General features: G+C 38.3%; 14 protein-coding genes. 7 read left to right on the top strand and 7 right to left on the bottom strand.

The features are described 5' to 3' along the window. Positions 1–18: 18 nt before the first annotated feature. The 3 genes from gpsA to GWI68_RS02770 form a co-directional block, all read right to left on the bottom strand. Positions 19–1,035: an NAD(P)H-dependent glycerol-3-phosphate dehydrogenase gene (gene gpsA / locus GWI68_RS02780; RefSeq protein WP_166539313.1), complete on the bottom strand. Its 1,017-nt coding sequence runs from the start codon at positions 1,033–1,035 to the stop codon at positions 19–21. Further along, complete coding sequence (secB, locus tag GWI68_RS02775) at positions 1,035–1,505, bottom strand: protein-export chaperone SecB (RefSeq protein ID WP_006534205.1); 471 nt, start codon at positions 1,503–1,505, stop codon at positions 1,035–1,037. Before secB ends, gpsA begins: the two co-directional genes overlap by 1 nt. Positions 1,506–1,574: 69 nt before the next feature. After that, positions 1,575–2,012 (bottom strand): rhodanese-like domain-containing protein, encoded by a 438-nt coding sequence (locus GWI68_RS02770; RefSeq protein WP_023583406.1) that lies wholly within the window; start codon positions 2,010–2,012, stop codon positions 1,575–1,577. 353 nt (positions 2,013–2,365) lie between these two features. Here GWI68_RS02770 and rimO point away from each other — a divergent pair, with 353 nt between their 5' ends. The 3 genes from rimO to GWI68_RS02755 all read left to right on the top strand — a co-directional run bounded on the left by rimO (position 2,366) and on the right by GWI68_RS02755 (position 6,170). After that, positions 2,366–3,694, top strand: a complete 1,329-nt coding sequence (rimO, locus tag GWI68_RS02765; protein WP_072070442.1) for a 30S ribosomal protein S12 methylthiotransferase RimO — start codon at positions 2,366–2,368, stop codon at positions 3,692–3,694. Positions 3,695–3,909: 215 nt separating this feature from the next. Further along, complete coding sequence (gene envC, locus GWI68_RS02760; RefSeq protein WP_166539312.1) at positions 3,910–5,202, top strand: murein hydrolase activator EnvC; 1,293 nt, start codon at positions 3,910–3,912, stop codon at positions 5,200–5,202. 53 nt (positions 5,203–5,255) lie between these two features. Beyond that, the gene (locus GWI68_RS02755; RefSeq protein WP_243733285.1) at positions 5,256–6,170 is read left to right on the top strand and encodes a divergent polysaccharide deacetylase family protein; all 915 of its coding nucleotides are present in this window, start codon (positions 5,256–5,258) and stop codon (positions 6,168–6,170) included. A gap of 50 nt (positions 6,171–6,220) precedes the next feature. On the opposite strand, the gene tdh is transcribed toward GWI68_RS02755, so the two are convergent. Then, entirely contained in the window at positions 6,221–7,246 is a 1,026-nt protein-coding gene (gene tdh / locus GWI68_RS02750) for an L-threonine 3-dehydrogenase (RefSeq protein ID WP_166539310.1), read from the bottom strand. Positions 7,247–7,255: 9 nt separating this feature from the next. Then, positions 7,256–8,455, bottom strand: a complete 1,200-nt coding sequence (locus GWI68_RS02745; protein ID WP_166539309.1) for a glycine C-acetyltransferase — start codon at positions 8,453–8,455, stop codon at positions 7,256–7,258. Between the two features lie 271 nt (positions 8,456–8,726). On the opposite strand from GWI68_RS02745, the gene rfaD reads away from it, so the two are divergent. The 4 genes from rfaD to GWI68_RS02725 all read left to right on the top strand — a co-directional run bounded on the left by rfaD (position 8,727) and on the right by GWI68_RS02725 (position 12,709). Further along, the gene (gene rfaD / locus GWI68_RS02740) at positions 8,727–9,665 is read left to right on the top strand and encodes an ADP-glyceromanno-heptose 6-epimerase (RefSeq protein ID WP_109409868.1); all 939 of its coding nucleotides are present in this window, start codon (positions 8,727–8,729) and stop codon (positions 9,663–9,665) included. A gap of 9 nt (positions 9,666–9,674) precedes the next feature. Then, on the top strand, positions 9,675–10,727 hold the full coding sequence (gene rfaF, locus GWI68_RS02735; protein ID WP_166539308.1) for an ADP-heptose--LPS heptosyltransferase RfaF: 1,053 nt from the start codon (positions 9,675–9,677) through the stop codon (positions 10,725–10,727). Beyond that, positions 10,724–11,680: a lipopolysaccharide heptosyltransferase RfaC gene (gene rfaC, locus GWI68_RS02730; RefSeq protein ID WP_166539307.1), complete on the top strand. Its 957-nt coding sequence runs from the start codon at positions 10,724–10,726 to the stop codon at positions 11,678–11,680. The genes rfaF and rfaC overlap by 4 nt, the downstream gene beginning before the upstream one ends. Before the next feature lie 123 nt (positions 11,681–11,803). After that, positions 11,804–12,709 carry a glycosyltransferase family 2 protein gene (locus GWI68_RS02725; protein WP_166539306.1) on the top strand — a complete coding sequence of 302 codons (906 nt, stop codon included), beginning with the start codon at positions 11,804–11,806 and terminating at the stop codon, positions 12,707–12,709. Positions 12,710–13,143: 434 nt separating this feature from the next. On the opposite strand, the gene GWI68_RS02715 is transcribed toward GWI68_RS02725, so the two are convergent. Together GWI68_RS02715 and GWI68_RS02710 are read right to left on the bottom strand one after the other, a co-directional pair. Further along, positions 13,144–14,019, bottom strand: a complete 876-nt coding sequence (locus GWI68_RS02715) for an antimicrobial resistance protein Mig-14 (protein WP_243733282.1) — start codon at positions 14,017–14,019, stop codon at positions 13,144–13,146. An 11-nt stretch (positions 14,020–14,030) separates the two neighbouring features. After that, positions 14,031–14,996 (bottom strand): polysaccharide deacetylase family protein, encoded by a 966-nt coding sequence (locus tag GWI68_RS02710; protein WP_166539304.1) that lies wholly within the window; start codon positions 14,994–14,996, stop codon positions 14,031–14,033. Positions 14,997–15,035: the final 39 nt, after the last annotated feature.

Genomic DNA, 15,035 nt, shown 5'->3' with positions numbered 1-15,035 from the left:
TAACTATCTAAAATAGACTTAGAAAAGATTGCTGTCTATCTCATCTTTAGTGGCTCGGCCTAATAAAGATAATGCGGCTTCTTTCGCGTCTTTATGCTGATATAAAATTTGGTAGATCTGCTCTGTAATAGGCATTTCAACACCGACTTGTTCTGCTAATGCGCGAACTTCTTTGGTATTGCGATAACCTTCAACGACTTGCCCGATTTTTTCTTGGGCAGTATCAACATCAAAACCTTGACCTAGCATCATACCAAATCGACGATTACGAGATTGGTTATCGGTACAGGTTAAAACTAAATCGCCCAATCCTGCCATTCCCATAAACGTTGCAGCATCTGCACCTAATGCTTTACCTAGACGGCTCATTTCAGCAAGGCCACGAGTGATTAGTGCTGTACGTGCATTCGCACCAAACCCCATACCATCAGACATACCTGCGCCAATCGCAATCACGTTTTTTACCGCGCCACCTAATTGCACACCGATAAAGTCAGGGTTTTTATACACACGGAAACTTTTGCCACAATGGAACAACTGCTGTAACTCTTCAGAGAAGGTATTGTCCGTTGATGCAACTGAAATCGCAGTAGGCAGACCTGCTGCAAGCTCTTTGGCAAAAGTAGGGCCTGATAAAACTGCTAGCGGGATTTCATTACCTAATACTTCACGCGCTACATCTTGCAACAAGCGACCAGTATGAGCCTCAAGTCCTTTTGTCGCCCAAACAACACGTGCATCCTGACGTAAAAAGGGTTTGATCTGTTGTAATACATTACCAAAAACATGGCTTGGGATCACAACAAGAATATTACGGCTGGCTTCAATGGCTTTTTGCAAAGAAGCTTCCATGTATAAACTATCAGGAAAGGAAACATCGGGCAGAAATGCCTGATTACAGCGTGCTTGCTCTAATGCAGCAACATGCTCAGGATCATGACCCCAAAGTACAACATCATGGCCATTGCGCGCTAAGGTAATCGCTAAAGCGGTGCCGTATGAACCGGCACCGATAACTGTCATAGAAGCGTTCATTAAGCTTCTTCAGCCCCTTCATTAGCGGCATCAGTTTGTTGCTGTTGTAAATAGTTCATAAACAACGCATCAAAGTTAACTGGTGCTAAGTTCAGTTGTGGGAAAGTACCACGGCTGACTAAGTTAGTGATACATTCACGAGCATAAGGGAACAGAACGTTAGGGCAATATGCACCTAAGCAATGTGCTAATTGAGTGCCTTCAATACCTTCAACAGTGAAGATACCTGCTTGTTGCACTTCGCACAGGAATGCAGTTTCGTTATCCATAGTTGCAGTTACAGTGACACGCAAAATAACTTCATACACGTTTTCAGCTAAAGTATTAGAAGATGTATCTAAATCTAATTTAACTTCTGGTTGCCACTCTTTTTGGAAAACTTGTGGAGCATTAGGTGCTTCAAAAGAGATATCTTTTGTATAGATACGCTGAATTTGAAAAGTCATCTCTTGGTTTTGCTGTTCTGACATAATAATCTTACCTTTTTATATCCTTATTAATTGAATAGCAGTAAGTATAGAACTCAATCTGCTCGCTCGTTATTTTTTACCCTTAGCCAGTGGTAAATTTTCACCACTCCAGCCTGAAAGACCATCTTTTAAGATAAAGACTTTTTCAAAACCGAGTTTAATTAGGCTTTCAGCAGGTTTTGCACCTTCAATGCCTGACGGTGATACAACAATAACTGGCTGTGATTTATATTTCTCCAGCTCAGCAATATTATTATTTTTGATTTCAGAAGGCGTTAAATTGATAGAATCAATGATGTGTCCTTTACGGAATTCATCACGGCTACGGATATCAACACATACCGCATTCTCTTTATTTATCAAAGAAATCGCTTCTGTACGGGAAATATTTTTCGTCTTAGAAAAAAGCCCTTTAAAGGTCAATACAATGACCGCCACCAGCAGCGCAACCCAAACAAAACTTAACAGGGTGTGCCGGTTGAAAAATTGCATTACTTCTTGCAGCATAGGATGCAATCACTCTCGTTAGTTAAAAATAGTATCAAAGAGCCAAAGTATACCTTTGTCATGGCGCAATTACAGCCTATTCCTGCGTTTCTCTTTCAGTTTTTGCGGAAAGTTTCTCAACAATCATTTTTTTTATTGACGGATTTATGTACCATTAGCATCGGATTTATGAAAAATGATGAATTAAAAAGGTCACCCCTTTTTACTCTACAAGATCCCTCTTCAGGCAAGCTATTAATAAATCAGCATCCCTTATAATGGCTATTTACGTAGAAATCACCCTTTGCGTAAAATTCACACCTGTCTGAGAAACAACAATCTGTTATTTATTTAAAAGTATTGAGAACACGAGCATGTCGCAAACAAATCAAGTGCCTAAAATTGGATTCGTTTCGTTAGGTTGTCCTAAAAATTTAGTGGACTCTGAACGTATCCTAACCGAACTGCGTACAGAAGGTTATCAAGTTGTTCCTACCTATAATGATGCTGATTTAGTCATCGTCAACACCTGTGGGTTTATTGACAGCGCAGTACAAGAATCACTAGAAGCAATTGGTGAAGCACTCGATGAAAACGGTAAAGTCATTGTTACTGGTTGTTTAGGTGCAAAAGAGAATCAAATTCGTGAAGTGCACCCAAAGGTACTTGAAATCACAGGACCTCATAGTTACGAACAAGTTTTATCACATATTCATCACTATGTACCAAAACCTGATCACAACCCTTTTATCAGCCTTGTACCCGAACAAGGTGTCAAGTTAACACCTCGTCATTACGCCTATTTGAAAATTTCTGAAGGTTGTAATCATCGTTGTACATTCTGCATCATCCCATCAATGCGTGGTGATTTAGACAGTCGTCCAATTGGTGAAGTATTAAATGAAGCCAAAAGATTAGTCAACGCAGGGGTAAAAGAATTACTGGTTATCTCACAAGATACGTCTGCTTATGGTGTTGATACTAAGCATCAAACAGGATTTTGGGATGGAATGCCAGTTAAAACCAGTATGGTGAGTCTATGTGAACAGCTTGCAAAATTAGGGATTTGGGTTCGTTTGCATTATGTTTATCCGTATCCACATGTTGATGATGTTATTCCTTTAATGGCTGAAGGCAAAATTTTGCCTTATTTAGATATTCCATTACAACACGCAAGCCCGAAAGTTTTAAAACTGATGAAACGCCCAGGCTCTGTTGAGCGCACCTTAGAGCGTGTAAAACGCTGGCGTGAAATTTGCCCCGAATTAACCTTACGTTCTACTTTTATTGTTGGTTTTCCGGGTGAAACAGAAGAAGATTTCCAAATGTTATTGGATTTCCTCACCGAAGCACGCTTAGATCGTGTTGGTTGCTTTAAATACAGCCCTGTTGATGGCGCGAAAGCGAATGAATTAGCCGATCAAGTACCTGAAGAAGTGAAAGAAGAACGCTATCACCGTTTTATGAAACTACAACAACAAATTTCGACTGAACGCTTACAAGAGAAAATTGGTAAAGTGCTACTTGTTATGATTGATGAAGTCGATGAAGAAGGCGCTATTGGTCGAAGTATGGCTGATGCACCTGAAATTGATGGTGCGGTTTACCTTAATGAGCAGTTTGATGTTGAACCAGGACAAATCGTTCGTGTTCTTATTGAACATGCAGATGAATATGACCTTTGGGGTACTATCGTCGAATAATATCTCTCGTGGGCAGCGTGATATTTTATTGCGCTGTCACACGGATTGCCTCTTTTTTCCTCTCTCCTTCTATTATTGCTTTATAATCTCTTATTAATTGAATAGATTACCTGTTAGGTATTATCTGAAATTTTGGCTTTATTTCATGTTAGCTGGTCAGTTGTTTTGTGGCATGAAATAATCTTACAAACTGTTATGAAAGGTACGTTGGTCAGATGGCAGAGAAAATGGATCTTCAAAAAAAAACACATCAGTCTTATCGTGTATTTTCTTTACCGTTAATCACGTTGCTTATTAGTACAACTCTCTTTTCAGCCGCACCTGTTTTTGCCAATTCATTAACAGATAATCGCAATCAATTAAAAGATCTACAAACCACGATTGCAGAAAAAGAAAAACAAGTTCAAGAGCAACAAAAACAACGTACTGCACTTCTTAATCAATTAAAAACGCAAGAAACACAAATCTCTAATGCAGGTCGTTCAGTGCATGAAACTCAAAGTCGCTTACAAACTTTAGGTAAAGAGATCAAAACCATCACCGCGAATATTGCACGTCTACAAAAACAATATCATTCACAACAAGAGTTATTAGCCCGCCAAATGGACGCCGCTTATCGTCAGGGTAAACACCAAGGTATTGAACTTCTATTTCGTGGGGAAGAAGGCCAGCGTGAAGAGCGTATTCTAGCGTATTACAGCTATATCAACGACGCACGAAAAGAGACAATGGCCGAACTGGCTCAAACCTCAAAAGAACTTGAGGCTGAAAAAAACGCACAGCAAGCAAAACAGAACGAACAAAAACAAGTCTTAACTAAACAGCAGCAAGAAAAACAAAAGCTTGATAACGCATTAGCGGCTCGACAAAAAACACTAACCCAACTTGAATCCACCTTAAAAGCGGATCAGAAAAACTTAGCCACTATGCGAGCTAACGAATCCCAATTAAGAAATAAAATCGCTCAAGCAGAGCGAGAAGCTAAGGCCCGTGCAGAGCGAGAAGCTCGAGAAGCTGCCCGCATCGCCGCCAAACAACGTGAAGCCCAACAGCGAGGTTCAACCTATAAACCAACAGCTGAAGAACAATCATTGATGTCACGTACAGGCGGTTTAGGTAAACCTGCAGGACAAGCCATTTGGCCAATCAGGGGCTCTTTATTACACCGCTTTGGTGAATCTATTTCTGGCTCTGGTGAATTACGTTGGAAAGGGATTGTTATACCTGCAGCTCAAGGCACCGAGGTAAAAGCCATTGCTGATGGTCGTGTATTATTAGCAGATTGGCTTCAAGGCTATGGTTTAGTTGTCGTGGTTGAACACGGTAAAGGTGATATGAGCCTTTATGGTTATAACCAAAGTGCTTTAGTGAATGTTGGTCAACAAGTTAAAGCAGGCCAATCTATTGCTTTAGTTGGTAACAGTGGTGGACAAGAGCGTTCAGCACTCTATTTTGAAATTAGACGTCAAGGAAAAGCAGTAAACCCTGTTCCTTGGCTTGGGAGGTAGGTTTGAAATTACTTGGCACATTACAACGCAAGAGTGCTTTTTTACTTAGTTTAATGTTGCTAAGTCTGGTTGTGAGCACACCTGCATTTGCGGCCAAATTAGCTATTGTGATTGATGATTTTGGGTATCGTAAAAAAGAAGATAACCAAATTTTGCAACTTCCAACTGCGGTTTCTATCGCCATTTTGCCTGATTCACCTCATGGAAAAGAAGTGGCGACTAAAGCCCATGCACAAGGACGGGAAATTCTTATCCATATGCCCATGGCACCCATTAGTAAACAACCTCTAGAGCGCGACACACTAAAACCGTCAATGGATCAGGCTGAAATTAACCGTATTATTCAACATGCTATTAATAATGTCCCTTACGCTGTCGGTATGAATAACCATATGGGCAGTGCGATGACATCAGATAGACAAGCGATGGATAGAGTTATTAAAGCGCTTAATCACTCAAACCTCTATTTTTTAGATAGCGTAACCATTGGTAATACACAAGCTGCCATTGCTGCTAAAGCCGCAGGAGTTCCTTCTTTGCGTCGCCATGTCTTTCTTGATAACGTACAAACAGAAGCTGAGACTCGCCAACAACTTGCTCGTGCAATTGCTTTAGCGCGAAAAAATGGCTCAGCCATCGCTATTGGACACCCTCACCCTTCTACCGTCAGAGCATTGCAACAACAGCTGCCTTTACTACCTGCTGATATTCAATTAGTCGCACCAAGTAGCTTATTAAAACCACAAACAGAAAAACCAGCACAGCCTGAACCACCAAAAGTTGTACCACCAACAGAACAACCCAAAGAGCCAAAACCTGCGTCTTGGCTAAAGCCAGCACAAGAAGCCATTATTTCGATGAAAAAAAGTACACTGATTAATACGTTATCCAATGGATTTGACTCATCAGAAAAAAAGAAATTACCCTCTCCTCCTAATCCTAATTCAATGGATGAATTTGAAAAGTAACGCAATAAAAAAGAGCCTTAGAAGGCTCTTTTTTGCTTAATGATCACTCATTACTGCCAATCAAGAATCACTTTACCTGATTGACCGGAACGCATGATATCAAAACCTTTTTGGAATTCATCGATTGGAAATTGATGAGTAATAATCGGAGAGAGATCAAGGCCAGACTGAATAAGTGCTGCCATCTTATACCACGTTTCAAACATCTCACGACCGTAGATACCTTTAATAAACAGCCCTTTAAAGATAACTTGTCCCCAATCAATTGCCATATCGGAAGGTGGAATACCTAAAAGGGCAATACGACCGCCATGATTCATGGTGTTAAGCATGGTACGAAACGCTGGAGGTGCCCCAGACATCTCTAAACCTACGTCAAACCCTTCGGTCATACCCAATTCTTTCATAACATCAGTCAGGTTCTCTTTGCTAACATTAACGGCTCGGGTAACACCCATTTTTTTCGCAAGCTCAAGGCGATATTCATTAATATCGGTGATCACCACATGACGAGCCCCAACATGTTTACAAATTGCAGCGGCCATAATTCCAATGGGGCCAGCGCCAGAGACCAGTACATCTTCACCCACTAAATCAAAAGATAACGCGGTATGTACAGCATTACCAAAAGGGTCAAAAATAGCGGCTAACTCATCAGGAATGTTGTCTAGAATTTTAAACGCATTAAAAGCAGGAATAACTAGATATTCTGCAAAACAACCTGGGCGATTAACACCGACACCAATAGTATTACGACATAAATGAGTGCGACCACCACGACAATTACGACAATGCCCGCAAGTGATATGCCCTTCACCCGAGACACGATCACCAATATTAAAGCCTTTAACTTCTTGTCCTATTGCAACAATCTCACCGATATATTCATGGCCGACGACCATCGGCACAGGAATTGTTTTTTGTGACCACTCATCCCAGTTATAAATATGAACATCAGTGCCACAAATCGCTGTTTTACGAATTTTGATCATCACATCGTTATGACCAACTTCAGGTACTGGAACATCGGTCATCCAAATACCTTCTTGTGCTTTTAATTTTGACAATGCTTTCATATGGGAGCCTTATGCAATCACATTAAGTTGTTTACCAATTTTAATAAATGCTGCCACTGCCCGTTCAATTTGCTCTGGAGTATGTGCAGCCGACATTTGTGTACGAATACGCGCTTGCTCTTGAGGCACAACAGGATAGAAGAATCCTGTGACATAAATTCCTTCATCAAGTAAGCGTGTTGCAAACTCTTGCGCTAATTTAGCTTCACTTAACATCACTGGAATAATGGCATGATCAGCACCCGCCAATGTAAAACCAGCGGCACTCATTTTTTCACGGAAAAGAGAGGCGTTGCGCCATAAACGAGCACGTATTTCATCTCCTGATTTCAGCATATCTAAAACAGCAATAGAGGCTGAAACAATTGCAGGGGCTAATGAATTGGAGAATAAATAAGGGCGAGAACGTTGACGTAACCACTCAACGACTTCTTTACGTGCTGCGGTATAACCACCAGAAGCACCACCTAGCGCTTTACCTAAAGTACCCGTGATAATGTCAACTCTTCCCATCACATCACAATATTCATGGGTTCCGCGACCTTGTGCACCCACAAAACCAACAGCATGAGAATCATCGACCATGACGAGAGCACCAAATTCATCAGCTAAATCACAAATAGATTTTAGATCAGCAATAACACCATCCATTGAAAACACACCATCAGTGGCGATCATGATATGACGGGCATTATCTGCTTTGGCTTTTTCAAGTTGAACACGTAGTTCTGCCATATCGTTATTGGCGTAGCGATAACGTTTTGCTTTACATAAACGCACACCATCAATAATAGATGCGTGGTTTAAAGCATCAGAAATAATGGCATCTTCTGGGCCCATTAATGTTTCAAATAATCCACCATTGGCATCAAAGCAAGATGAATACAAAATGGCGTCTTCCATTCCCAAAAATTCAGCAATTTTATTTTCTAATGTTTTATGTGAATCTTGAGTACCACAAATAAAACGGACAGATGCCATACCAAATCCGTGGCTATCCATACCTGCTTTTGCGGCTTCAATTAATTTTGGATGATTAGCAAGACCTAAATAGTTATTGGCACAGAAGTTAATAACATGGCTTCCGTCAGCAACTGCGATATCTGCGCTTTGTGAAGAAGTGATGATGCGCTCATTTTTAAAGAGGCCATCTTGACGAGTTTGTTCGAGTTGTTGATTAATTTGTTGATAAAACGCGGGAGTAGACATACTTTCTCCTAAGACAGCAAGCTGAAAAGCGAAAACATAAATAGTTTGACTATAATATAGTCAATATTGTTTCTTATTCTATTCCTTTGTTCTATTAAAAACGACAAATGTAAATAAATAATGTTATTTATGTAATTAAGATCACTAATACACACTGCATTTTTTGAGAATTTCAGTCTGTTGTTCCGTGATGAATACTACCGTTAACGCTGTTCAGTGTTATTATAGACCTAGAGCTAATTTTAAGATTTTTATATGAAGGGGTAGCCACATGATTATCGTCACGGGCGGTGCAGGTTTTATCGGCAGCAATATAGTTAAAGCATTAAATGATGAAGGTTATACCGATATTTTGGTTGTTGATAACCTCAAAGATGGCACCAAATTCGTTAATTTAGTTGATCTAAACATCACTGATTATATGGATAAGGAAGATTTTATTGCGAGCGTTGTTGCTGGTGATGATTTTGGTGATATCGATGCTGTTTTCCATGAAGGTGCTTGCTCTTCTACCACTGAGTGGGATGGCAAATATATGATGGATAACAACTATCAATATTCTAAAGAGCTACTTCATTTTTGTCTTGAACGCCAAATTCCTTTCTTATATGCCTCTTCTGCAGCCACTTATGGTGGTCGCACTGATAATTTTATCGAAGATAGAAAATACGAAGCACCTTTAAATGTCTACGGCTATTCAAAATTCTTATTTGATGAATATGTACGCCAGATTTTACCTGAAGCAGATTCGATGATTTGTGGCTTCCGTTATTTTAATGTTTATGGCCCTCGAGAAGGACATAAAGGTGGCATGGCAAGTGTTGCATTCCATTTAAATAACCAAGTAAATGCTGGCCAAAATCCAAAATTATTTGAAGGTAGCGAAACCTTCCAACGTGATTTTATTTATGTTGGAGATGTGGCTGCGGTTAATTTATGGTTCTGGCGTAATAATGTATCCGGTATTTTTAACTGCGGTACAGGCCGTGCGGAATCATTCCAAGCTGTTGCCGATGCCGTTATTGCTCATCATAAAGATAAAGATCTCTCTATTGAACATATTGAGTTCCCTGAGAAATTGAAAGGTCGTTACCAAGCCTTTACTCAAGCTGATCTAACAAATTTACGTAAAGCAGGTTATTCCGCACCTTTTAAAACAGTTGCTGAAGGCGTAGAGCTTTATATGCAATGGTTAAATCAAGGTAAGTAATCACTGTTTATGAAAATCTTTGTGGTAGGGCCGTCATGGGTCGGGGATATGATGATGTCCCAAAGTCTTTATCGTACATTGAAAGCATTACATCCGGCGGCAACAATTGATGTAATGGCACCTGCGTGGTGTCGTCCATTACTGGAAAAAATGCCAGAAGTTGATAATGCGATCCCAATGCCATTAGGGCACGGTGCTTTAGCCATTGGTGAACGCCGTCGCTTAGGAAAACAATTAAAAGGGCAAGGTTATACTCACGCTTATGTATTACCTAACTCGTTTAAGTCTGCATTAGTCCCTTTCTTTGCAGATATTTCTAAACGCACAGGATGGCGTGGAGAAATGCGCTATGGGCTATTAAATGATTTACGACCTTTAGACAAAGACGCATTTCCTTTAATGGTTGAACGGTATGTTGCACTTGCTTATGACAAACAAAAGGTGCAAAAAGCGACTGATTTACCTCAACCTCTGTTATGGCCTAAGTTATCCGTAACCGAGAGTGATATCTCTACCACATTGCATCAATTTTCGTTATCTATTCAACGTCCTGCTATTGGTTTTTGCCCAGGTGCTGAATTTGGCCCTGCAAAACGTTGGCCTCATTATCATTATGCTGCTTTAGCGCAAAAACTTATCACAGAGCAAGGCTATCAAATCTTCTTGTTTGGCTCTCAAAAAGATAAAGAAGCCGGTGAAGAGATAAAACAAGCTTTAACACCAGATGCTCGAGAAGCGTGTTTTAATCTTGCTGGCGAAACCAGTCTTGAGCAGGCAGTTAATTTGATTGCATCTTGTAAAGCGGTCGTCAGTAATGACTCCGGTTTAATGCATGTTGCAGCTGCGTTAGAGCGTCCGTTAGTGGCACTTTATGGCCCAAGTAGCCCTGACTTTACCCCTCCTTTATCACATAAAGCGCGCGTGATCCGTTTAATTACTGGCTACCACAAAGTACGTAAAGGGGATGCCGAACAAGGCTATCACCAAAGCTTAATTGATATTCAGCCAGAGAAGGTTTTTGCTGAATTAGAAAGTTTATTGTCAACGGAGCCATCAGCGTGAAGCGGGTATTAATTGTTAAAACCTCCTCCATGGGTGATGTCTTACATACATTGCCAGCATTAACTGATGCAATAAATGTTTATCCTGATATTCGTTTTGATTGGGCAGTTGAAGAAGGCTTTGCACAGATCCCTAGCTGGCATCAAGCTGTTGATACGGTTATTCCTGTGGCGATACGCCGTTGGCGAAAAAACTGGTTTAGTGCCCCTATTCGTGCTGAGCGCGCGCAATTTCGTCGCGCTATTCAATCTCATCATTATGATGCCGTTATTGATGCGCAAGGGTTACTGAAAAGTGCATTCTTAGTGACTCGATACGCCAAAGGCACTAAACATGGTTATTCTCGTCAATGTGCCCGCGAGCCTTTAGCAAGTTTCTTTTACGACATTCGCCACAATGTCAGTAAAAAAATGCATGCTGTTGAACGAATTCGCCAACTATTTGCACTAAGCTTAAATTATCCGATCCCACAGTCTCAGGGGGATTATGGAATTGCACAACATTTTCTCTCACTTCCTTCCTTTGATGAGCGCCCTTATTTAGTCTTTTTACACGCAACTACGCGTGATGAAAAACATTGGCCTGAATCCCATTGGAGAGAGTTAATCGCCCTACTTGCAGATTCTGGAGTACGCATCAAATTACCTTGGGGTGCAGAGCATGAACATCAAAGAGCCATTCGCTTAGCAAAAGATTTTGACTACGTTGATGTATTACCGAAGATGTCATTAGCCCAAGTGGCTCAGGTTATTGCTGGTGCTAAAAGCGTCGTTTCTGTGGATACCGGATTAAGCCATTTAACGGCCGCATTAGATAAACCCAATATCACCCTATTTGGCCCTACCGATCCCGGCTTAATTGGCGGTTATGGTAAAGCCCAAACGGCTGTAAAAGCAGAAGGTGGGGATATTGGGGAGATAAGTGCGCATGATGTTTTTCAATACTTTAACTAATCTTAGCTTCAGTAAACAGAAAAGTAATCTTAATTGACTCTATTGACGTTATGATTACACCTAAAAATATATTTCTGATTCTATGCATTACATCTTACCATCAAGATTATTTTAGGATTTATTATGATTTTATCTATTATCGTTAATATAAAAAATCTAGAAACACTAATAGAAAAATGTGTTAGTTCAATTAATTATGCTCTTAGAAATTGTAATCAAAATGACTATGAAGTGCTTCTTATTGATGATAACTCAACCGATAGAACAGAAGAAATATTAAAAGAATATGTAAATACACATCCTTCTTTTTACTATAAAAAAGTTTGTTTTAATAATGTTGGCAAAGCAAGAAAATACACTATTCCCTTATGTAAAGGTGAATATATTACTTTTGTAGATGGTGATGATTTTCTTTCTGATTTTGATATGCTAGATATTTTTTCTATTCTAAGTAAAGAAAAACCAGATCTCCTTATAACAAAAATACAAGAAGTATTTAATGATAAACAAATAATAGAAAAACAAGAAAATATAAAATATAAAATAGAAAGCAAAGATGAGATTATATCTGAATTTTTAGTTCATAAAAAATTTCAAGCTCATCTTTGTAGTAAATTTTTCTTAAGAGAGCTGATGTTAAAAATAGAGTTTCCAGATGTTTTTTGCTATGAAGATGCTTTTTTCTTCCCAAAATATCTAAATCTATCCAATAGATTTCTATACTCTGATAGTATTTTATATAACTATATAAAACATCCAAGTAGTCTATCAAATAATTTAAGTAAAGAAAAAATAGAGTTGATGGCTGAAGCTATGATCTCCATGCTAGACACACTACCCCAAAAACACCTCCATTTAAATATATCGCACTGTATAATTCATTTATATAAATATAAAAAGGAACTAAAAAAAGAAACTATCGAAAAATTAAAAAACAGGATTAATGAACTCAATATGCTTAGTTTTATTCTTGATAAAAAAATAAGACTAAGTATAAAGAAAAAATATTTAAAAATTAAATTCAGTTAATTAAGATAAGGGTTAAGTCCCTTATCTTTTTTAGTTAATGTATATAATACTTCATCAAGTTTACTTTGAATAACATGGCTAGAGGCTGGCAACAATCCATTCTTTAAACCAAATGTGAGATTACATCATAAGTATTACGTAAAATGTACTGACAACCAGCCATTACTACGCTGTCTATTTGATTATCATTTTCAACTAATAACTTATTTTTAGCTAGAAACCAATATGATATGTGCATCAAAATAGTGAGCTCGGACCACAGAAGTATTACACATAAAGTTCCCCGAGCATTGTCGTAGAGAAAATAAGAATACTATTAAATTGAATATCAGAAGAAAATGTACCTATTTTCTTCATTTTACCCAAAAGTAGATTGTAAAGATTAAAAAATATAATTTAATTTCAAGGTATTATGCATGAAAAAGCCAATCTAACTATATTGATATTACTCTTTGTAGAGAGGAACGGTTACACCATCTTTCTTTGTAATCAAATGTTGGCCTACCAAAACAATATCTTAATTCTAAATTTCTTTTATTTGTATATTCAATTGCATCACGGACATTTACCCAGGCAGCTATTGTTCCTAGAGATAAATCAGGATAACTCATATCCATTCCGCTATTAATATAATCAAAACAAACCCAGTTTGGTGATTCTTTCCTTATAACATATTGCATAGCAACTGGATTATTCTCTAGCCATAATATATTACCAAAGACTAAATCAGGGAATGTATTTAATATTTCTTGTATCTCTTTTTTATTCGAATGTTCATTTCGTCTTTTGAAATAAAGTTCATCATAAATATCCGTAAATTCTTCTACTGAATATTTAGATACATTAACAACACTCCCACCTTTTTTAATAAATTTATTTAATTCTCTATTTCGAGTACTAATTGTTTTTTTAGAAAATGATTTCACTAAACATATCTCGCGATGAGCATTAATTTTCTCAAATGCATTTATTACTTGCTCTTTATGTTTTTCGGATAAAAATTTACTTTTTGCAGGTAAAAATACTTTTTCCTCTGTCGACAATGGTAATATAATTTCATCGAAATTTAGCATATAACGATAAAGTCCTAAATTATGTGCTATTTTCTGTTCTCCCGCTAAATACTTATCATGCCAAGTACAAAAAGCACCTATAATTTGATTATTTCTATCTTTTCTTATATAAAATTTCTCATCCAAATTAAAGCGCTGATGAATAAAATTAAGCAAGTCTGGGGAAGTAATAATACTCCCCCCAAATTTAGTATATGCTTCTCGATATTCCGATTCTGAACCTTGTTGCCAACCCATCTTAAAAAACATTATAATGATGCCTTATTTTTTGTTCTATAATATTCTGCTAACGTCATTCCCTGCACTTTATCTGACAAGAAACTAAATAACGTTTCTAAATCGTGATATAACCCTTCAATATCTTTTTCGGTACGGAATGTTGGGCTTCCACCTGGCATAAATTCAGATGAGTGCAACATAAATTCAATATGAGAGTGGCCTTGAGCTAACGATTTTTCAGCAACTTCAATCATCTGTTGGGCATTTCCGCCTTTAGGGCGAAGCCAATTTACTGAAGGGGCTCGTTGCTTACCTCTTAACTTATCGTAGCCTTGCTTAAATTTATTCATTAAAGGCGAGTGCTTATATTGAATACTCATTGGCACTTCTAGTAACGATGAATTACCTGTTTTAGTGATATCCTCTAGATCCATAAAATAAGCATGGCTTGGAAAATCGGTATAATTTGTTCCACCTGCTTGTGCGGGATCACCTTTAGTAAATCGCCAATCTACTTTAGGCGTCACAGAGCAATCAACTTGATAACCAAACTCAACTAAAAGTTGTGCATAAATCTCATTAAATGCCCAACGCCCCGCACGATGACTTAACATTTTAGTTTGCAGTTTATCTTCAAGTAAATGCGTCATTAATGCGATTTTTTCTCGCATTTGATCTTTGGGATATTCAATTAAATAAGGCTGATAACATAAATCGTTGTCCGTTAAAGGTGTTAATGGTGGGCTATTCCATGCATGCAAGTGCATACCAATTTCACCGGTATTACGTGCAATAACATCACGAGCAAACTCAATATAGGCTTCATCCATAACCATTTCATAGTTTGTTAGCCAAACAGGTTTAAAATTAAAGCGCTCACAAAGTTGCTGAAAACGAGGAAGAAAGTGTGTATTTTGAGTGGTGATCTCACCCTCATTTTCCCAAAGATTATCGCCTTCGGTATCTAAAGTGATAATAAATGCTGGTTTAGCCATTGAAATACCTTACGCCTTCTTTAGAAATAAATAACTTTA

The sequence above is a fragment of the Proteus sp. G2669 genome (assembly GCF_009915245.1).
Taxonomy (GTDB): domain Bacteria; phylum Pseudomonadota; class Gammaproteobacteria; order Enterobacterales; family Enterobacteriaceae; genus Proteus.
The sequence above is the reverse complement of the archived record's forward strand: the minus strand, read 5'-3'. Positions and strand labels throughout refer to the sequence as shown.